Origin of the sequence: Yoonia sp. (assembly GCF_036770585.1) — a bacterium.
Lineage (GTDB): Bacteria > Pseudomonadota > Alphaproteobacteria > Rhodobacterales > Rhodobacteraceae > Yoonia.
The window spans coordinates 1-18,865 of the sequence record NZ_DAIPIW010000025.1; the positions used below are offsets into that span (position 1 = coordinate 1).

Annotated in this window: 18 protein-coding genes; 10 read left to right on the forward strand and 8 right to left on the reverse strand. The window is 64.9% G+C overall.

Going from position 1 to position 18,865, the window contains the following annotated elements:
- The 3 genes from dgcN to V7N12_RS06500 all read right to left on the reverse strand — a co-directional run.
- Positions 1-980, reverse strand: a 980-nt coding sequence (gene dgcN, locus V7N12_RS06490; protein ID WP_333713510.1) for an N-acetyltransferase DgcN, incomplete at its 3' end; no start/stop codon positions are given.
- Positions 981-1,221: 241 nt separating this feature from the next.
- On the reverse strand, positions 1,222-2,550 hold the full coding sequence (locus V7N12_RS06495; protein ID WP_333713511.1) for an ammonium transporter: 1,329 nt from the start codon (positions 2,548-2,550) through the stop codon (positions 1,222-1,224).
- A 24-nt stretch (positions 2,551-2,574) separates the two neighbouring features.
- Positions 2,575-2,913 (reverse strand): P-II family nitrogen regulator, encoded by a 339-nt coding sequence (locus V7N12_RS06500; RefSeq protein ID WP_333713513.1) that lies wholly within the window; start codon positions 2,911-2,913, stop codon positions 2,575-2,577.
- A gap of 270 nt (positions 2,914-3,183) precedes the next feature.
- On the opposite strand from V7N12_RS06500, the gene V7N12_RS06505 reads away from it, so the two are divergent.
- Complete coding sequence (locus V7N12_RS06505; RefSeq protein ID WP_333713515.1) at positions 3,184-5,361, forward strand: transglycosylase domain-containing protein; 2,178 nt, start codon at positions 3,184-3,186, stop codon at positions 5,359-5,361.
- Between the two features lie 3 nt (positions 5,362-5,364).
- Here the strand turns inward: V7N12_RS06505 and V7N12_RS06510 are convergent, their stop codons facing one another.
- The gene (locus V7N12_RS06510) at positions 5,365-5,757 is read right to left on the reverse strand and encodes a hypothetical protein (RefSeq protein ID WP_333713517.1); all 393 of its coding nucleotides are present in this window, start codon (positions 5,755-5,757) and stop codon (positions 5,365-5,367) included.
- A gap of 163 nt (positions 5,758-5,920) precedes the next feature.
- Here V7N12_RS06510 and V7N12_RS06515 point away from each other — a divergent pair, with 163 nt between their 5' ends.
- Genes V7N12_RS06515 through V7N12_RS06540 form a run of 6 tightly spaced genes read left to right on the forward strand, consistent with a single transcriptional unit; the run spans position 5,921 to position 11,633 of the window.
- The gene (locus V7N12_RS06515) at positions 5,921-7,597 is read left to right on the forward strand and encodes a type I secretion system permease/ATPase (RefSeq protein WP_333713518.1); all 1,677 of its coding nucleotides are present in this window, start codon (positions 5,921-5,923) and stop codon (positions 7,595-7,597) included.
- Positions 7,594-8,868: an HlyD family efflux transporter periplasmic adaptor subunit gene (locus V7N12_RS06520; protein ID WP_333713519.1), complete on the forward strand. Its 1,275-nt coding sequence runs from the start codon at positions 7,594-7,596 to the stop codon at positions 8,866-8,868. The genes V7N12_RS06515 and V7N12_RS06520 overlap by 4 nt, the downstream gene beginning before the upstream one ends.
- A gap of 54 nt (positions 8,869-8,922) precedes the next feature.
- Positions 8,923-9,384, forward strand: coding sequence for a RidA family protein (locus V7N12_RS06525; RefSeq protein WP_333713520.1), 462 nt, complete (start codon positions 8,923-8,925; stop codon positions 9,382-9,384).
- A complete protein-coding gene (locus tag V7N12_RS06530) occupies positions 9,381-10,133 on the forward strand; it encodes a glycerophosphodiester phosphodiesterase family protein (protein WP_333713521.1) in 753 nt (250 codons plus the stop codon). Before V7N12_RS06525 ends, V7N12_RS06530 begins: the two co-directional genes overlap by 4 nt.
- 31 nt (positions 10,134-10,164) lie before the next feature.
- The gene (locus V7N12_RS06535; RefSeq protein WP_333713523.1) at positions 10,165-11,352 is read left to right on the forward strand and encodes a GNAT family N-acetyltransferase; all 1,188 of its coding nucleotides are present in this window, start codon (positions 10,165-10,167) and stop codon (positions 11,350-11,352) included.
- Entirely contained in the window at positions 11,349-11,633 is a 285-nt protein-coding gene (locus tag V7N12_RS06540) for a 4a-hydroxytetrahydrobiopterin dehydratase (RefSeq protein ID WP_333713524.1), read from the forward strand. The genes V7N12_RS06535 and V7N12_RS06540 overlap by 4 nt, the downstream gene beginning before the upstream one ends.
- Before the next feature lie 21 nt (positions 11,634-11,654).
- On the opposite strand, the gene V7N12_RS06545 is transcribed toward V7N12_RS06540, so the two are convergent.
- Positions 11,655-12,395: a hypothetical protein gene (locus V7N12_RS06545; protein ID WP_333713526.1), complete on the reverse strand. Its 741-nt coding sequence runs from the start codon at positions 12,393-12,395 to the stop codon at positions 11,655-11,657.
- A gap of 317 nt (positions 12,396-12,712) precedes the next feature.
- On the opposite strand from V7N12_RS06545, the gene V7N12_RS06550 reads away from it, so the two are divergent.
- On the forward strand, positions 12,713-13,558 hold the full coding sequence (locus V7N12_RS06550; RefSeq protein ID WP_333713527.1) for a mechanosensitive ion channel family protein: 846 nt from the start codon (positions 12,713-12,715) through the stop codon (positions 13,556-13,558).
- Between the two features lie 40 nt (positions 13,559-13,598).
- Here V7N12_RS06550 and V7N12_RS06555 read toward each other — a convergent pair whose 3' ends face one another.
- Positions 13,599-14,090, reverse strand: coding sequence for a peroxiredoxin (locus tag V7N12_RS06555; RefSeq protein ID WP_333713528.1), 492 nt, complete (start codon positions 14,088-14,090; stop codon positions 13,599-13,601).
- 88 nt (positions 14,091-14,178) lie between these two features.
- On the opposite strand from V7N12_RS06555, the gene V7N12_RS06560 reads away from it, so the two are divergent.
- Both V7N12_RS06560 and rsmD read left to right on the forward strand, forming a co-directional pair.
- The gene (locus V7N12_RS06560) at positions 14,179-15,390 is read left to right on the forward strand and encodes an NAD(P)/FAD-dependent oxidoreductase (protein ID WP_333713529.1); all 1,212 of its coding nucleotides are present in this window, start codon (positions 14,179-14,181) and stop codon (positions 15,388-15,390) included.
- Positions 15,387-15,944 (forward strand): 16S rRNA (guanine(966)-N(2))-methyltransferase RsmD, encoded by a 558-nt coding sequence (gene rsmD / locus V7N12_RS06565; protein ID WP_333713530.1) that lies wholly within the window; start codon positions 15,387-15,389, stop codon positions 15,942-15,944. The genes V7N12_RS06560 and rsmD overlap by 4 nt, the downstream gene beginning before the upstream one ends.
- Before the next feature lie 223 nt (positions 15,945-16,167).
- On the opposite strand, the gene V7N12_RS06570 is transcribed toward rsmD, so the two are convergent.
- Together V7N12_RS06570 and V7N12_RS06575 are read right to left on the reverse strand one after the other, a co-directional pair.
- Positions 16,168-17,019 (reverse strand): 4-(cytidine 5'-diphospho)-2-C-methyl-D-erythritol kinase, encoded by an 852-nt coding sequence (locus tag V7N12_RS06570; protein WP_443089940.1) that lies wholly within the window; start codon positions 17,017-17,019, stop codon positions 16,168-16,170.
- The gene (locus tag V7N12_RS06575) at positions 17,006-18,715 is read right to left on the reverse strand and encodes a tetratricopeptide repeat protein (RefSeq protein WP_333713532.1); all 1,710 of its coding nucleotides are present in this window, start codon (positions 18,713-18,715) and stop codon (positions 17,006-17,008) included. The genes V7N12_RS06570 and V7N12_RS06575 overlap by 14 nt, the downstream gene beginning before the upstream one ends.
- Between the last annotated feature and the right edge of the window lie 150 nt (positions 18,716-18,865).

Genomic DNA, 18,865 nt, shown 5'->3' on the forward strand with positions numbered 1-18,865 from the left:
ACCAGACGTCCCGCCCCCTGGCGGAAGGTATCGACGGTCGGCAGGCCCATCCGCTTTTCGACCTCGGCCATGTAGGACAGCGCCTCGTCCTCGGTCAGGTGCTGGGTGTTGACCGAGACGCCGATGACCTGACAGGCGGGGTTGGCGATGCGGGCCAGCGGCAGGGCGGTATCCCGCAGAGCCTCGAGACTGGGCAGGCCATAGTCCGGCAGGCCGCGCATATGTTTGCGGGTGGGTTCATGCGCCAGGACCAGCGCATCCGGCTGGCCGCCGTGGATCAGCGCCATGGTCACACCGGAATAGGAGACGTGAAACAGACTTCCCTGCCCCTCGATGTGATCCCAGTGATCCTCGTCGTTGCCGGGGGTCAGGTATTCGACGGCACCGGCCATGAAATCGGCGATCACCGCATCCAGCGGCACGCCGCCGCCGGTGATCAGGATGCCGGTCTGGCCCGTGGGGCGGAAGGTGGATTTGAGGCCGCGCTTCTGCATCTCGGCATCCATGGCAAGGCCGGTATACATCTTGCCGACCGAACAATCCGTGCCCACGGCAAGGCAGCGCTTGCCCCTGCGCTTGACACCATTGGCGATGGGATAGGCGACCGACGGAATCCGCACGTCGAACAGCGTGCGCCCGTTCACGCGCGCCGCCGCCATCAGGTCTTTTTCGTCGCGCAGAAGGTTGTGCAGGCCCGAGGCGATGTCATACCCCATCTTCAGCGCCGCGATCAGCACATCCTTCCAGGCCTGGCTGATCACCCCGCCACGGTTGGCGACACCGATCACAAGTGTCTTGGCACCGGCGGCGCGGCCCTCTTCCAGCGTCATGTCGGCGATCCGCAGGTCCGCGCCGCACCCTTCCATCCGGAACTGGCCCACGGCGTTCTCGGGGCGCCAGTCCTTGATGCCTTGCGCGACCTTGGCGGCAAGCTGGTCGGGGGCATCACCGAGGAAGAGAAGATAGGGGGTCTGGATCATGGGGGGCTCCATCTGCTGGATTTTCTGGCTTTGCGGCAGTTATCCCTTAACGCGGCGCAAGGTCTTCGCAGAATGTGACGCGTGATTGTGCACCTGCGGTGTTTCCTTGCGTGTCGCACTAAAACAGCGGGATATTCTTCGACGCAAACCCGCCATTGCGCTGCGAATCCGCGGCCGGAACGAAAAACCCGGGCGCGAACGCCCGGGTCTGGATCTTCAAGGACCACATCAGGGAGCGAGGTCAGCCCTTGGAGAAGTCAGGATAGGCTTCCATGCCCAGTTCCGAGACGTCGAGACCGTTGATCTCGGCTTCTTCGGTGACACGGATGCCCATGATGCCTTTCAGGATGGTCCAGACAACCAGCGAGACCACGAAGGTGAAGACACCGTAGGCGATGATACCGGTGATCTGCGCACCCCAGTTGCCGGTGTAGAAGGCAACGGCCAGCGTGCCCCAGATACCTGCAAAGAGGTGGACAGGGATCGCACCGACGACATCGTCGATCTTGAACTTGTCCAGCAGCGGCACGGTGAAGACCACGATCACACCACCGATGGCACCGGTGATCAGCGCGCCGAACAGCGATGGCGCCAGTGGCTCGGCAGTGATCGAGACCAGACCGGCAAGCGCGCCGTTCAGGACCATCGTCAGGTCGGGCTTCTTGTAGAGGATCTGTGTCAGGATCAGTGCGGCAACAGCACCCGAGGCAGCGGCCATGTTGGTGTTGGCGAAGATGCGGCTGACGTCGGTGATGTCACCCACGGTGCCGGCTGCAAGCTGCGAACCGCCGTTGAAGCCGAACCAGCCCAGCCATAGGATGAACGTCCCGAGTGTCGCCAGCGCAAGGTTGGACCCCGGCATCGGCACGGTCTTGCCGTCCTTATACTTGCCGATACGCGGCCCAAGGATCAGCGCACCCGCCAAAGCCGCCCAGCCACCGACCGAGTGCACGATCGTCGAACCGGCAAAGTCCGAGAAGCCCATTTCGGACAGCCAGCCGCCGCCCCACTGCCAGGAACCGGTGATCGGATACATGAAACCGGTCAGGACAACGACGAAGATCAGGAAGGGCCACAGCTTGATCCGCTCGGCCAAAGCGCCCGAGACGATCGACGCGGTCGCCGCGACGAACATCAGCTGAAAGAAGAAGTCCGAACCGACAGAGGCATAGTCAAGTGCCGCATCAGCCGCATCAAGACCCACAGGTTCCAGCGAGGTCGGCACGAAGTTGAACGCCATGTAGCCGTTGAAATCGCCCGGATACATCAGGTTGAAGCCGACCAGCCAATACATGATCGCCGCGATCGAGAAGAGCGCGATGTTCTTGGTCAGCTGCATCGCCACGTTCTTGGACCGCACCAGACCGGCCTCGAGCATGGCAAAGCCCGCGGCCATCCAGAACACCAGAAAGCCGCCCACAAGGAACAGCAGGGTGGTCATGATGTAGGGACCGATTTCGTCGAATGTCGGGGCAGCGGCCTCGGCGGCTTCGGTCGCCTCTTGCGCGAAGCCCAGTGTCGGCAGCAGCAGCAGTCCCGCGCCGACTGCGATATATTTGGTGATTTTCATTTGTTTATCCCTCAGTTCACGCGATCAGATCGCGTCGTCATTGGTTTCGCCGGTCCGCACGCGCAGCGCGCTTTCCACGTCGAGAACGAAGATCTTGCCGTCGCCGATCTTGTCGGTCTTGGCGGTGGAGGCGATGGTGGACACAACCTGATCGGCCATGCTGTCCTGCACGACGATCTCCAGTTTGACCTTGGGAACGAAGTTTACGGCATATTCCGCACCGCGATAGATTTCGGTATGCCCCGACTGCGAGCCGAAGCCTTTGATTTCGGACACCATCATGCCGCGCACGCCGACGGTGGTCAGCGCCTCGCGGACCTCCTCGAGCTTGAACGGTTTGATTGTTGCAATGATGAGTTTCACTGTCTTCCCCTTGCAATTTTCATGCGAAGCGCCGTGGCAGCGCCCGCTCGCACCGGAACAAAGAGCGCGCGTGCAGGCGCTGGACAAGAATGCTGCAGGTGCAAAGGTAAGGGAATCGCAAGGTATTTGCACAATTTTTGCACAAACCGGCGATCGTGCCCGATTTTTAAGCAAACGATAAAGTGTCCATCGGCGGTTCTCCGCGCTCTACATTGCTTGCGAGTCGCGCTATGCTGCCGCAAAAGCGACAAAACAGCAGTCGAGCAGAGCATGAGTGGAAACGACAAGAGGCGGCCCACGCTGGTGGCAGAGCGGCGCTATCCTGCGGGAAGCGGCGCCAAGAAAAAGCCTGCGACCAAGACGGCTACCGCCAGAAAACCCGCCAAGCCTGCGGCACGGCGCAAGACCACGGCGCGCAAGACCAAGCCACGCGGCGTCATCGGCTATCTGCTACTGCCGTTTCGCTGGCTCTTCCGGCTGATCTGGGCGTTCACATGGCGCATCGGACTGGTCGCCACCGCGATCGTGGGCGGCTTTGCGCTTTATTTCGCGGCACAACTGCCACCCGTCGAAGAGCTGATGGATGGCCGCGCCCGTGGGTCGGTCACCATGACCGATTTCAGGGGCGAGGTCTTTGCATGGCGCGGCGACCAGTTCGGCGGGATGATCACGACCGATACCGTTTCGCCCCACCTGCACAACGCCGTGGTAGCGACCGAGGACAAGCGCTTTTACTGGCATTTCGGGATCTCGCCGCGCGGCATCGCCTCGGCCGTCCGGATCAACCTCAGCGAAGGGCGCGGCCCGCTTTCAGGGCATGGCGGATCGACCATCACGCAACAGACGGCGAAACTGCTTTGCCTTGGTGTACCATATGATCCGGCCATATGGGCAACCGAAGCGGCCTACGAGGCGGACTGCCGCCGCACGACGCTCTGGCGCAAGATGCGCGAGGCGGTCTTTGCGATCGGTCTGGAGATCAAATATTCCAAGGACGACATCCTCAGCCTCTATCTCAACCGTTCGTATCTCGGCGCAGGCAGCCGCGGCTTCGAGGCGGCGGCACAGCGCTACTTCGGGATTTCGGCAAATCAGGTGAACCCCGCGCAGGCGGCGATGCTGGCGGGCCTCTTGACCGCGCCATCGGCCAATGCACCCACACGCAACCTCGAACGCGCGCAGAACCGCGCGGCGGTCGTCATCGGGCTGATGCGGGAACAGGGATACCTGACCGAGGCCGAAGCCGCACATGCACTGGCGAACCCCGCGACCCTGTCGGACGCGGCGCGGGCCTCGTCAGGCGGGTTCTTTGCCGACTGGGTGATGGAAAGCGGGCCCGAGTTCTTTACCCGCAACACCACCGAAGACGTGATGATCCGCACCACGCTGGACCCGCGGATCCAGTCAGCCGCGGAAGAGGCGCTGATCGCGGTCTTCGAACGCGACGTGCGCGAAGGATCCGAGGCGCAGGCGGCCATTGTGGTGATGTCCGCCGACGGCGCGGTCCGTGCCATGGTGGGCGGCCGCAACATCAGCGCCACGGGGGCCTTCAACCGCGCGACACAGGCGCTGCGCCAAAGCGGTTCGGCCTTCAAACCCTTCATCTATGCCGCGGCGCTCGATCTGGGCATGTCGCCCTATGCGATGATCGACGACCGCCGCACCTGCTGGCAGCGGCGCGGCAGCCCCGAATGGTGCCCCGAAAACTATGACGACACATTCGTCGGGCCGATCTCGATGGTCGATGCGCTGGCGACCAGCCGCAACATCCCCGCGATCCTGCTCTCTGAAGAGGTCGGGCGCGGCAAGGTCGGCGCGGTTGCGACGGGCTTTGGCATCAACCGTGAATTCGCAGCCGGTCCGGCACTGGCGCTTGGCGTGACCGAAAGCACCCTGCTGGAGATGACGGGGGCCTATGCGGGCATTCTCAACGGCGGCTCGCAGGTCCGGCCCTACGGATTGGTGGACCTGCGGTTCATGGGCGACAATACCTCGCTGATGGACGCAAGTTCGGTCGGGATCGGCGCGCGCGTGATCAGCCAAGAGGCCGCCCGCACCCTGACATGGATGATGACCAAGGTCGTCGAACAAGGCACCGGCACGCGCGCGCGCATCGACGGCTGGGAGATCGCAGGCAAGACCGGCACGACCCAAGGATCACGCGACGCGTGGTTCATCGGCTTCACCGGCGACTATGTCACCGGCGTCTGGATGGGCTACGACGACAACCGGCGTCTCAGCGGCGTGACCGGCGGCGGTCTGCCCGCCACGATCTGGCGCGAGACGATGGTGCGGGTGCTGGCAGGCCAGACACCGACGCCTCTGCCGATGATCATTCCGCCTCGCCCCTTCGAGACCGATTTTCTGCAAAGCGACGGTGGTGTCGTGCAGGACCAGCAGGTTCTGAACGTGCTGGAGAGCATTCTCAGCGGGGCTGCCGGAAACTAGCCGTCACTCCGCCGCAGCCTCTGTCGCGGCAGCAGCAGGGTCATTGCACCGCGCATAGCGGAAGGCGTATCCGTCCCAGATCATCAGGATACCCGACGTTTGCGCGTCCTCCATCATGATCGCACGCTCTTCCCAGGCCGAGCCTTCGCCGATGCAGGCCATGTCATAAAGCACTGCATTCATGCCTTCGATTTCGACGGGGTTGATCATCCGGCATTCGACCTCGACCCCGTAGAAGATCTCGTTCTCGATCTTGATCGATCCACCATCGACACCGACCAGCGCACATTCGGCATTTGCTGACTGCCGGTAGACACCGTCGAAGGGACTTGCCAAAAGCGCGACTGGAAAAACGGTGACGGCAGCGCCGAAGCGCAGGAGGGGCAGCTGTCTCATGCACAAGTGTTGCGCCATTTCGGCAGGTGAGGCAACAACTCCTGCCCTCTGAAGGCCCTCTCAGAATACCTTAACGATTTTGCTGTTTCCTGCGCGCAACGGTTGGCAAAGCGGGTGGCGTGGCAACATGACGGGCAAGGGGTCGGCAGACGACGGCGGATCATTGGCAGGAACCCTGGTCCGACAGGGGCATCTGGTCGCGGCGGCGGTGGTCTTTGGCGGCGTGGTCAACCTGCTGATGCTGACCGGCCCTCTCTATATGCTGCACCTCTATGACCATGTGCTGGCGACGGGATCGGTCGCGACGCTGGTCACGCTGTCGGTGCTGGCGGCGTTTCTCTTCGCGGGGATGGCGGTGCTCGACTATCTGCGCGGCCGCATCATGGGACGGGTGGCGGGACGGTTTTCGCAAGGGATGGCGCCTCGGGTTTTCGATGCCACGATGACGGCCAGCCCGCCACGCAGCGCCGATGCGGGGCCGGCACACCTCGAAGCCCTGCGGGCGACGCTGGCATCCCCGGCGTTGCTGGCGGTCTTCGATCTGCCGTGGACGGTCCTGTTCATTCTGGTGCTGACCATGTTTCATCCCGCGCTGGGATTGCTGGCGGGGGCCGGTGTGACGCTGATGGCCGCGATTTCCATCACCGGTCATCTGCTTCTGCGGTCGCGGTTCGCGCAGGCCCGCCAGGCTACGGCAGAGGTCACGCAGCAAGGCGCGGACCTGACCGGGGCCGGCCAGTCCCTGCAGGCTCTGGGTCAACTTGCTGCGCACCGGTCCGCATGGGTGAACGCGCTTGCGCAGGCGGCCCGCATGGGGGGTGGTCTGGCGGATCGCGCGGCCGTCTTTACTGCCCTGACCGTCTATCTGCGCCACACGCTGCATGCGGGGATGCTGGGCTTGGGTGCCTATCTGGTGCTGCTTGGCCAACTGTCGCCCGGGGCGATGATTGCGGCGGCCATCCTGCTGGGTCGCGTGATCGCCCCGGTCGAACTTGTTCTGGGGCAATTACGCCCGCTTCTGGCAGCACGGGCGGCGTGGCAGCATCTGGATCGGCTTCTGACTGCTGCGGATCGCAACGCGAGGGCGGCGCCCCTGCCGCTGCCTGCCCCGACGCAATCGGTCGAGATCGCGCAACTGACCGTCTTTCCGCCCGGCAGCACTCAGGCCAGCCTGCGGATGCTGGGCTTGCGGCTGGGCGCGGGACAGGCCCTTGGGGTCGCGGGGCCAAGCGGGGCCGGTAAGACAACGCTTGCGCGGGTGCTGACGGGCGCGCTTGACCCTTCGGCGGGGACCGTGCTTTTCGACGAGATCCCCCGCAGACACTACCCGCCAAAAGTGCTGGAAGCCGCCATCGGCTATCTGCCGCAGCAACCACTCTATCCGCCGGGCACCGTTGCCCAGACGATCGCCGGGCCGCAGGGCGAGGGCACCACCACGCCCGAGGTGATCGCAGCCGCCACGCTGGCTGATGCCCACAGGCTGATCCTGACCCTGCCCGAGGGCTATGCGACACCTGTTGCCACGGCGCAGGCGCTGCTTTCGGCAGGGCAGATGCACAGGATCGCGCTGGCGCGTGCCTTCTTCGGACCCCGCACCCTGGTTGTGCTGGATGCAGCCGATGCGCTGCTGGATCAGGCGGGGCTGGCTACGCTTGCGCATGCGGTCGCGCATCTCAAGTCGCGCGGCACGATGGTTATCGCCTTCAGCCAGCGGGCCGAGGCGCTTGGCTCTTGCGACCAGATCATCCATCTGCGGGACGGGATGCGGCAAGCGGTAGGCCCCGTTGCACCCGCGCAGACTGGCGCGCCGCGACCGTCGGCGATGGCAGGTCCGGCATGACGCCGCCGCCTGTCACTGCAGGCTGGCCTGCACGCGGATTGATCATCGCGGGCGGCAGCACGATTGCGGCGCTTGCTTTGGGCATCACGCTCTGGGGGCTTCAGGCCGAGGTGGCGGATGTCACTGCCCTGCCCGGGATCGTGGCGACGACCGATCCGCCGGTCGGCGTGCAGCACCTGACAGGGGGTGCAGTCGTCACCGTCCATGTCACGGCCGGGTCCAGGGTCGCGGCGGGTGACCCACTGCTGCAACTGGACGACGGCAGTCTGCAGGCCGAGGCCGCGCGCCTTGCCGCCGCCCTGACCGAACACCGCGCAGAAGCCGCATTGGCCGAGGCGGACCTGATTGGCGCGGAAAGCATCACCCTGCCCGATGCCATGCCCGCTGCGGTGGCAGCGCGGTATCTCGGTCTTTTTGCCGAACGGCGTGCCTTGGCTGCAGAGGCGCGCGCGCAACTGCTGGCCCAACGGGACCGGTTCACCCGCAGGCAGGCATCGGTCGCCGCGCAAAGCGCCGCAATCACCCGCCAGCGCGCCAGTGTCGCCACCGAACTTGCCGCGCAATCGCAGTTGCGGGACCGCGGCTTGATCCAGACCTCGCGCGTCACGGTTCTGGAGGCAGAGGTTGCCCGTCTCGATGCGCAACTCGCCGCCCTCGCAGGCGAGGGTGCGGCGGCCCGCGACAGTGCCGCCGAGGCCGAGATCGCCCTTGCCGCACAGGCCGCCTCCCGCCGGGAAGGGGCTGCGGGCCGTTTGCAGACCCTCGCCGCCGAGATCAGCGACCTTGTGTTGCGGCAGGATGAAGTCGCCCGCCTGATCGCGGGGCGGCTCTTGCGGGCGCCGGTCGCAGGGCAGGTGCACGCGGCACGCATCCCGACCACCGGCGAGGTGCTGCGACCGGCAGAGGTGGCGATGACCATTCTGCTGGATGCGTCCACCCCGATCGTGCGCTTCCGGATCCCGCCGGATCATTTGGATAAGGTGACCACCGGTCAGACCCTGCGCCTGCGCCTGCCCACCGAGACCCGAAGCGGCCACGCGGCACCCGACATCTTGGTCACATCCATCGCCGTCGCCCCGCACGAGGACAGCACGACAGGCACGGTCTTCTACCATGCCGAGGCGGCGCTGACGTCAACCACCGGGCAGGCAAGGCCGCTGCAGACCGGCCAGCAGGTCGTGGTGCTCTTGCCCGCACCGCCCTTGCGCCCGCTTGCCCGTCTCTTTGCCCCGCTGACGGTCAATTTCCCGCAAAGCGCTGACAGCGGATGATTGCGCCGGTCCGCGATGCCCGATAGCGTCGCGCCGACAGATCGGAGAACCCAGATGAGCCAAATCGAAACCCGCCTTGCCGAACTCGGCGTCACCCTGCCCGACGCCCCTGCCCCAGCGGCGAACTACGTCCCCTTCGTGATCGCGGGCGATATCGTGCATGTCTCGGGGCAGATCCCCATCGGACCGGACGGCATGATCACGGGCAAGCTTGGCGCGGATATGGATGTCGACGCCGGTGCCGCCGCCGCCAGGATCTGTGCCATCAGCCTGCTTGCGCAAGTGAAAGCCGCCTGTGGTGGGGATATCGACCGTCTGGTGCGGGTGGTGAAGCTGGTGGGCTTCGTCAATTCCACCGCCGACTTCGGCGACCAGCCACGGGTGATCAACGGCGCATCCGATTTCATGGTCGCAGCGCTTGGCGACGCGGGCCGCCATGCGCGCTCGGCGGTCAGCGCGGCCTCGCTGCCCTTCGGCGTCGCGGTCGAGATCGAAGGTGTCTTCCAGATCAAATGACCCTGCCCGCCAGCCTGCTGACGATCCCTCTGGCCCACCGCGCCCTGCATGACCGCAAGGCCGGGCGGGTCGAGAACAGCCTGAAATCCATTCAGGCCGCCATCGATGCGGGCTACGGGATCGAGATCGACCTGCAACTCTCGGCGGATGGTCACGCGATGGTCTTTCACGATGATCTTCTCGACCGGCTGACCGCCGAGGCCGGTCTCGTCAACGCACGGACCCGGGCAGCGCTGGAGGAGATCGCACTGACCGACGATGGCGACACTATTCCGGCGCTCGACACGGTGCTGGCGCTGGTCGCAGGCCGCGTGCCCCTGCTGATCGAGATCAAGGATCAGGACGGCGCGATGGGCCCGAAGGTGGGCCCGTTGGAACGGGCGGCGGCAAAGGTGCTGGCGGGATACAAGGGGGACGTCGCGGTCATGTCCTTCAACCCCCACAGCGTCGCGGTCATGGCCGAGGTCGCGCCCGCCATCCCGCGCGGCATCACCACCTCCAGCTACGAACCCGTCTGGTGGCCCGAGGTGCCCGCCGCACGGCGCGACGCATTGCGCGACATCCCCGACTACGACCGCGTCGGTGCCGCATTCATCAGCCACGAATCCACCGACCTCGACCGCCCGCGCGTGGCGGACCTGAAAGCGCAGGGTGCCGCGATCCTGACATGGACGATCCGTTCCGCCAAGGCCGAGGCCGAGGCGCGGCGGATCGTGGATAATGTGACATTCGAGGGGTATCTGGCTTGACGCCGCTTTGGCGGCGCACAAGTTGCATCCCATGACCGACGCCCCCATCGAGATCACGGCCCATCCGACCATCAACGGCATCGACGCCGCCGATTGGGACGCCTGCGCCTGTCCGAAGGCCGCGGACGGCGGGCGACCGCTTGATCCTTTCACCACGCACCGGTTCCTCAGGGCGCTGGAAGACAGCGGCTCGGTCGGCACCGGCACCGGCTGGCAGCCGCGCTATCTGACCGCGCACCAGGACGGGCAGATCATCGCCGTCGCGCCGCTCTATGCCAAGAGCCATAGCCAGGGCGAATATATCTTCGACCACAACTTCGCCCATGCCTATGAGAACGCAGGCGGGCGCTATTACCCGAAACTCCAGATCGCGGCCCCCTTTACCCCTGCCACGGGTCGCCGTTTCCTGACCCGCCCCGGGCATGAGGTCGCAGGCATGTCCGCCTTGATCCAGGGTGCCGTGCAGATCGCCGCCGACAACGGGCTGTCGTCGGTCCACGCCACGTTCTGCACCGAAGCCGAGGCGCTGGCCGGTGCCAAGATGGGCCTTCTGCATCGGATCAGCCAGCAATACCACTGGGTCAACGACGGCTACGGCAGTTTCGACGATTTCCTCGCCTCGCTTTCCAGCCGCAAACGCAAGACGATGCGCAAGGAACGCGCGCAGGCGCAGGGGTTCGGCGGTGAAATCGTCGCGCTGACCGGCGACCAGATCACCGAAGACCACTGGGACGCCTTCTGGGTCTTCTATCAGGACACGGGCGCGCGCAAATGGGGGCAGCCCTATCTGACGCGGAAATTCTTCCGGCTGGCGCATCAGACGATGCGCGACGACATGCTGATGGTGCTGGCGCTGCGCGACGGACGGCCTGTGGCGGGGGCGCTGAACTTCATCGGGCGCGAGACGCTCTATGGCCGTTACTGGGGCTGCACGGAACATCACCCCTGCCTGCACTTCGAACTCTGCTATTATCAGGCGATCGACCATGCCATCGCCCATGGGATGCGGAAGGTCGAGGCGGGCGCGCAGGGCGAACACAAACTGGCGCGCGGCTACCTGCCCGTCGCGACCCATTCGCTGCATTGGTTCGGGGACGCGGGTTTCAAAGACGCCGTCGCGCGCTACCTGACAGAGGAACGCAGGGCCGTGGACCACGAAATCGAGGTGCTGACCACCTACGGCCCATTCCGCAAAGCGCAAGTGGAGGAACAGGAATGACCGAGAAACTGGGTGACACAGACCGCGCCGCCCTGCTGGACGCAGGCTGGGAACTGGTCGAAGGGCGCGACGCGATCCACAAGACCTTCGTCTTCAAGAATTTCGTCGAGGCTTTCGGCTTCATGACACGCGCCGCCCTGTGGGCCGAAAAGCTGAACCACCATCCCGAATGGTCGAACGTCTACAAGACGGTTCAAGTGACGCTGACCACGCATGACACCGGCGGTCTCAGCGAGTTGGACGGCAAACTGGCCGCCAAGATGGACGCGCTGGCGGGATAGACCCCGCCGCGCCTGCAAAAGCTACAGCGCGTCGTAGTCGATGCCTTCGGCAAACTGGCGCAGGGTCGCGCGGTCGGCCCTGCCGCCGATCTCGATGAACAGGTCCTCGGCGATATCAAGGCGCAGCGCGTGGATCGCGTCGCTGTCCGCGGTGCCCGCGCTTTCCATGAACGTCCGGCCCGCCATGTCCTGCGGCACCGGCGCACCGGACGACGCGATATCCAGCCAGCTTTCCTTGGCCGCACTTCCGGGCGGCAGGCGGCGGATCATCACCATCACGACAGTCTCGCCCGAGATATAGACCCGCCCCTGATCGAATTGCGCATCGGTCGCTGCCGCATGGTCGTCCGACCGGCTTGCGGCTGTCTGCGCGGCGGCTTCTTCGTCCAAATCGGCAAGCGAGGCAACGGGTTGCAGCGTCTCGACCAGATCATAAAGTGTCGACACGCGCAGCGGCTCGCCGGGGGTGTAGATGGCGTCAGAGACGGCTTTGGCCACGACCTTGGTCTGGCCGCTGCCTTCCGAGATCATCAAATTCCAGCCATCAGGCGCGCGCGGAAATGCCGCCTGATCACGTTCGCCACGCGAGGGACCGGCGGGCGCGTCGGTTCCACCAGTGTCCATCAGCAAGGCACCAAGCAGCGTCAGCAGTCCGGCGCCGCCTTGTGTGTCCGAGGTATCATCCGCAGTCGTGCCCGCAGGCTGGCCGTCCGCCACCTGTGGCGCGGCGGGTGGTTGCGCCGCCGAAGCGTTGAAGAACATCCAACCCGCAAAAGCGAGCAAGACGACCCCAAACCCGAACACGACCTTGGGAAGAAGTTTTCGCGGCCTTTGCGGGGGCTCTAGGTCTTCGTCCTGCATGTCACACCATCTTCGTCACATCCCACGCGTCGCATCCGAATCTGACGGAATTGAGGCCGCCACCCGCCAGCGCAGGGTCATTTTCACGCAAACGTCAGGGCCTTCATGCGACTGCCGCGCGGTCGGACCTTGGCACAAGACTGCCATAAGCTTGACCATCAGGTCCAGCCATGGCCTAAGGCCCCGAAATCCGAAGACGCAACCGACCGGAGACGACATTGGAACAACTGACGACAACCGAAATCTGGGGTGGCCAAACCCTGGGTGATCTCCTGACCATCGAATTTCTTGCCTCGGCCGTGGGCAGCGTGCTGGGTGCCTGTCTGATCCTCTTTGCGGGTTTCGTGATCGGCGGCTGGGCGCGCAAACGGATCACCAGCATCGGCGGCAAGAATGCCCATCTCGATGTCACGCTGTTCAACTTTCTGGGGAATGTCGCCCGCTACATCATCATCGGGTTTTCGTTTCTCTTCGTGCTGAACACCTTCGGGGTCCAGACCACATCCTTTGTCGCCGTCATCGGTGCGGCGGGTCTGGCCATCGGTCTGGCCCTGCAAGGCACGCTATCGAATGTGGCCGCCGGCGTGATGATCGTCTTCTTCCGTCCGATCAAGATCGGTGACTTCGTCAACGTCAACGGCCAGATGGGGACGGTCAAGGATATCACGCTGAACTTCACCGAACTGGCCGAGCTGTCCAACGTGCAGATCATCATTCCCAATTCACAGGTCTGGGGGAACATGATCGTCAACTACTCGATCTACGACACCCGCCGCGCCGAGTGGGTCTTCGGCGTCAGCTACGGGGCCGACCTCAAGCTGGCCGAAGAAACGATCCGCGACACGATCATGGCCGACCCACGCGCCAAGACCGACCCCGCACCCTTCATTCAGGTGAACAACCTGGGCGATTTCTCGGTGGATTTTCTGGTGCGGGTCTGGTGCAGCAGCGCCGATTTCTTCCAGTTTCAGGCCGATATGAAACGCCGCGTGAAAGAGGCCTTGGATGCCAAGGGCGTCGAAATCCCCTTCCCCACGCGCAAGGTCATGCAGGTCGAAGGCTAAGGGACAAGAAAGGGCGGCCCCGACGGCCGCCCTTTTCGCTTCAGTCCATCTGGGCCAGCAGGGTCTGTCCCGCCGAGACCTCGCATTGGCCGGGGCCGGGTTCCTCATTCAAAATTTTGACCACACCATCCTCGACAAGCATGGCGTAGCGTTTCGACCGGTCGACGAACCCGACCGGACCTGCGCTGAAATTCATGCCGATCGCCTTGGTGAAGGCGCTTTCCGCGTCGCCCAGCATCGTGATCCCCGCTGCGAGCGCGCCGGTGTCATCGCCCCAGGCCTTCATCACGAAGGGATCGTTGACGGAAATGCAGACCACCTCGTCCACGCCCTTGGCTTTCAGCCCGTCCATCGCAGCGATGAAGCTGGGCACATGGGCCGTGGTGCAGGTGCCGGTATAGGCGCCCGGCAGGCCGAAGATCGCGACCTTGCGGCCCGTCAGCTTGTCGCCCAGGGCCACGCCCTGCGGGCCGTCGTCCCCCATCACCAGAAGTGTCGCCTCTGGCAATTTATCCCCTACCGCGATTGTCATGAATGTTGCTCCTCTTCGCAATTGTGCCCACTGTCCGGCCAAATGTAGGGTGCCGCCGGACCATCGCCAGAAGCAAGAGAGGTTTTTCATGTCCCATGTCGTCGTTATCGGGGCCGGACAGGCCGGGGCCTCTTGTGTGGCCAAGCTGCGCAGCGAGGGCTTCGACGGGCAGATCACCCTGATCGGCGCAGAACCCGTCCCCCCCTACCAGCGCCCGCCGCTGTCAAAGGCCTATCTGATGGGCGAGATGGCGCAGGAACGGCTCTACCTGCGGCCCGCGGCGTTCTATGCCGACAACAACATCACCCTGCGGCTGAATACGAAGGTGGGCGAGATCAGACCGGCCGAAAAAGCCATCGTCCTGATGAATGGCGAGGGTCTTGCCTATGACGACCTTGTCCTGACGACGGGGTCCGTCCCGCGCAAGCTGCCCGCCGGCATCGGTGGCGATCTTTCCGGCGTTTTCACTGTCCGCGATCTGGCGGATGCCGATGCGATGGCGCCAGCGTTTCAGCCCGGCAAGCGTCTGCTGGTCATCGGCGGCGGCTATATCGGGCTGGAGGCGGCGGCGGTCGCCGCAAAGCTGGGCTTGCAGGTGACGCTGGTGGAAATGGCCGACCGTATCCTGCAACGGGTCGCGGCGCCCGAAACCTCGGACTATTTCCGCGCCCTGCACCGCGCCCATGGCGTCGATATCCGCGAAGGCGTCGGCCTTGTCCGGCTGACCGGCGAGGGCCATGTGACCGGCGCGGAACTGACGGATGGCACGCGGCTCGCCATCGACCTTGCCGTCGTCGGCATCGGCATCATCCCCGCAACCGGACTGGCCGAGATATCCGGCATCACCACCGACAACGGCATCGTCACCGACGACTACGGGCGCACATCCGACCCGCATATCTGGGCGGCGGGCGATTGCGCCACCTGCAACGTCGAAGGGCAGAGGATCCGTCTGGAAAGCGTCGGCAACGCGATAGATCAGGCCGAGGCGGTGGCGATCAACATCATGGGTGGTGACCAGCCTTATGTGCCCAAACCGTGGTTCTGGTCCGATCAATACGACTGCAAGCTGCAAATCGCGGGGCTGAACCTCGGCTATGGGCAGGTCCACGTCCGCAAGGGCGAGGATGGCGCGCAATCGCATTGGTATTACAAGGGCGACCGCCTGATCGCGGTGGATGCGATGAACGACGCGCGCAACTACATGATCGGCAAGCGGCTGATCGAAGGCGGCAAGTCCCCCGATCCGGCGCTGATCACCGACCCCGCGACCGACATGAAGGCGCTGTTGAAGCTGTGAGGATCATCGGCGGCACCCATCGCGGCACCACGCTGGCCGAGGTCGGCAAAGGTGATGCGGGCGCGCATCTGCGCCCGACCAGCGACCGCGTGCGCGAAAGCCTCTTCAATGTGCTGCTGGGCGGACGCTTCGGTGATCCGGTCACAGGTGTCCGCGTGCTGGACCTCTTTGCAGGCACCGGCGCATTGGGGCTGGAGGCCCTGTCGCGCGGTGCCTCCCATGTCACCTTCGTCGACAGCGGGCGCGCGGCGCAAAGGCTGATCCGCGCCAATATCGCCAAACTGCGGCGCGAGGCGGATACGCAACTGCTGGCCACCGATGCCACGCGGCTGCCCGAAGGCGGGGGCTGCGGGCTGGTCTTTCTCGACCCCCCCTATGGCAGGGGGCTGGGTGGCGCGGCGCTGGCGGCGGCGCAGGGGCATGGCTGGCTTGCCCCCGGCGCATTGATCGTCTGGGAGGAAAACCAGCCACAGATCGCGCCCCAGGGCTATGAGGCACTGGACCAGCGCCGCTATGGCGACACATGGGTCACCTTCCTGCGCCATAGGGCGTGATTTGCCAAACAGGCGGCAGGGCGCTAGCCTTTCCACCATGACCGATGCCACCGATCTTTCCATGATCCCGCGCGTGCGGCGTCAGGCGGCCGAAGCGCTGCCCCTGCCGCATCCGGTGCCCTTCGGCGCGCCGGTGCTGATCTCGGACTGCGCAAGCCCGCTGGCGGGCGAGACCCTTCTCAGCCTCTTGTGGAAACGGATGGACGGCGCAGATCAGGACGCGTTAAAGCACCCGCCCCGCCGCGACCCACCAGTCGGGACGGGCAAGGGCAAGACGCGCGGCGACCGCCTCGGCCGTTCCCAGGTCCGCGACCAATCCGAAACAGGTCGCCCCTGAACCCGACATCGCGGCGACCGCCACGCCGTCATAGGACTGCAACCTGTCGATCACCTCGCCGATGACCGGTGCGATGTTGACGGAAGGGGTTTGCAGGTCATTGCGCTGACGCGTCAGCCAAGCGGCGAAATGCGCGAAGTCAGGACCATCGGGCAGGTCGGCCATCGGCGTGCCGTGTTTCGTCGCCAGCCCCTGAAAGACCGGTCCGGTCGGCACGGCAACGGGCGGGCGCACCAGCACCAGCGCGCAGGGGGGAAGCGCAGCCACAGGGGCCACCCGGTCCCCGATCCCCGTCATCCGCTGCGGCGCGGGGCCCGCAAGGCAGACCGGCACATCGGCCCCCAGCCGCGCGACCGCAGGGTCATCCGGCGTCAGCGGGGGCACCTGCCAGAGGTCCGCCAGCAGGCGCAAGCTTGCCGCCGCGTCAGATGACCCGCTGCCGATCCCTGCGGCATGGGGCAGGGTCTTTTCAAGATGCAGCACGGCACCCGCCGACACGGCGCGCGCCTCGGCCAGCAGGCGGGCCGCGCGCAGGATCAGGTTGCGCTCGTCGGTCGGGACACCTTGTGCAAAGGGTCCGCTGACCGACAGGGCAAGATCATCGGCAAGGGACGCGCTGATCACATCAGCCACATCCGCAAAGACTACCAAACTGTCCAGCAGGTGGTAGCCGTCATCCCGCTGGCCCGTCACATGCAGGGTCAGGTTGACCTTGGCGGGCGCCCTAGCTATCGTCACCGGAAGCATCACCCGGGGCAACCGAAATCAGTTGCGTGCCTTCCTCGGCCAGCACCGCATCAAGCCCACGGTCAAGCTTTGCGCGGATACGCTTTGCATCGCCCTCGGCAGGGCCAAAGGACAGCGCGCGCTGCCATTGGAACCGCGCCTCGATTTCGCGACCGACCGCCCAATAGGCATCGCCCAGATGGTCGTTGATCGTGGGGTCCACCGGTTCGAGCGAGGCGGCGCGTTCCAGCTCGATCACCGCATCCGCGTAGCGTCCAAGCTGGAAATAGACCCAACCCAGACTGTCGACGATCGCACCGCTATCGGGCCTTGCGGCGGCGGCGGTTTCGATCATCGTCAGCGCCTCGTCCAGTTTCTCGCCACGCTCGACCAGCGAATACCCCAGATAATTCAGCACCTGCGGCTGATCGGGGCGCAGGGCAAGGGCGGCACGGAAATCGGCCTCGGCGGCGGGCCAGTCGTCCAGCTGGTGACGGGTGATCGCGCGGGTGTAGTAGACGAACCACTTGGTCCGGTCGGCCTCGTCATAACGATCGAGTGCCTGTGTATAGGCCCGCTCGGCCTCTTCAAAGCGTTCAGCCTCGCGCAAGGTATCGCCCTTGGCTGCGTGAACTTCGGGCAGGTCGGGGAAAAGGCGGGTCAGCCCTTCCAGCGCCTCGACGGCGGCTTCGTTGCGGCCAGCGGCCCGCAGCACCTCGGCGCGGCCAAGCTCGGCGGCATAGAACGACGGATCATCGGGGGCCACCTGACTGTAGGCGGCGCTGGCAAGATCGTATTGCTGCATCTCTTCCAGCAGGCGCGCGGTCATCAGAAGGGCGGTGGTGTTTTCCGGCCAAAGATGGTTGGCCGCGCGGGTGTAGAGAAGGGTAAAGTCCGGCAGGGCGTCATCCTCGATCAGACCGGCGATGACGTGCAACAGATCCCCCATCCCCTGGGCCGGAGTGCGCACAGCGTCATAGGCCACCGCCTCGCCCGCAATCAGCGCGTCGCGCAACAGGCGCAAGGCGGGATCAAGCTGCGTGCCGAAAACATCGCCGATCAGTCGCAGGCCGATATCGTTGCGTCCCAACTGGCTGAGTATCAGGACATGGGCAATCGCGCTTTGACGGCTGTAGAGCATCCCGCCCTCGGCATTGGCGAAAAGCTGCTCGGCGGTTTCGAAATCACCCACCGATGCAAGGGCGTAGACCTTGTGGGTCAACCCGTAAAGCATCATGCCATCCGCAGCGATGGCGGTGTCGAAGGCCGCCATGGCACCGGCCAGATCACCGCGCCCCATCTGCGCCCAGCCGCGCGCGATATGATCGACAAGCGGACCGACCTGCTGGCCGGTGTCGAGCATGGCAAGGGCACCGTCGAAGTTCTCGGTCGCAAAAAGATGCGTCAGCTGGATCAGTTGGCTGACACTATCGCCCGCGCCTGTCGCGATCAGGTCCTGCGCCACAGGCAATGCGCGGGCGAAATCCCCTTGCCCGACATAGGCACGCTGGGCGCTGTCCAGCAGCGCGACATTGCGCGGATCGGCCATCAGCCCCTTGGAAAAGAACCGCGCGGCAGCGGCGAAATCATTGGCGGCCTCGGCCTGCCGTCCGGCAAGGTAGGCGCCCATGTCCACATCCGCCAGAACCGGACCGCCACCGCAGACAAGTGCGGCCGACACGGCCAGCGAGGATAGCTTTTTGCGCAAGGGCTTTGCCTTTATCATCCGGTTCGTTTTCCGCACCCTAGCCAGACTGCCCGCCAAGATGCAAACGGCCTGCTGTGGGGGGTGGCAAATTGTTGCGGATGAAGAGGGGCTGAGACACAAGAAGACAGGCCGTAAGGCCCGCCCGCTCGC

What these genes read in the sequence shown, in the direction of transcription:
- V7N12_RS06495 (WP_333713511.1), bottom strand. Translation starts at nt 2,550, where the DNA reads ATGAAAATCACCAAATATATCGCAGTCGGCGCGGGACTGCTGCTGCTG.
- V7N12_RS06505 (WP_333713515.1), top strand. Translation starts at nt 3,184, where the DNA reads ATGAGTGGAAACGACAAGAGGCGGCCCACGCTGGTGGCAGAGCGGCGC.
- V7N12_RS06510 (WP_333713517.1), bottom strand. Translation starts at nt 5,757, where the DNA reads ATGAGACAGCTGCCCCTCCTGCGCTTCGGCGCTGCCGTCACCGTTTTT.
- V7N12_RS06520 (WP_333713519.1), top strand. Translation starts at nt 7,594, where the DNA reads ATGACGCCGCCGCCTGTCACTGCAGGCTGGCCTGCACGCGGATTGATC.
- V7N12_RS06525 (WP_333713520.1), top strand. Translation starts at nt 8,923, where the DNA reads ATGAGCCAAATCGAAACCCGCCTTGCCGAACTCGGCGTCACCCTGCCC.
- V7N12_RS06530 (WP_333713521.1), top strand. Translation starts at nt 9,381, where the DNA reads ATGACCCTGCCCGCCAGCCTGCTGACGATCCCTCTGGCCCACCGCGCC.
- V7N12_RS06535 (WP_333713523.1), top strand. Translation starts at nt 10,165, where the DNA reads ATGACCGACGCCCCCATCGAGATCACGGCCCATCCGACCATCAACGGC.
- V7N12_RS06540 (WP_333713524.1), top strand. Translation starts at nt 11,349, where the DNA reads ATGACCGAGAAACTGGGTGACACAGACCGCGCCGCCCTGCTGGACGCA.
- V7N12_RS06545 (WP_333713526.1), bottom strand. Translation starts at nt 12,395, where the DNA reads ATGTTCTTCAACGCTTCGGCGGCGCAACCACCCGCCGCGCCACAGGTG.
- V7N12_RS06555 (WP_333713528.1), bottom strand. Translation starts at nt 14,090, where the DNA reads ATGACAATCGCGGTAGGGGATAAATTGCCAGAGGCGACACTTCTGGTG.
- V7N12_RS06560 (WP_333713529.1), top strand. Translation starts at nt 14,179, where the DNA reads ATGTCCCATGTCGTCGTTATCGGGGCCGGACAGGCCGGGGCCTCTTGT.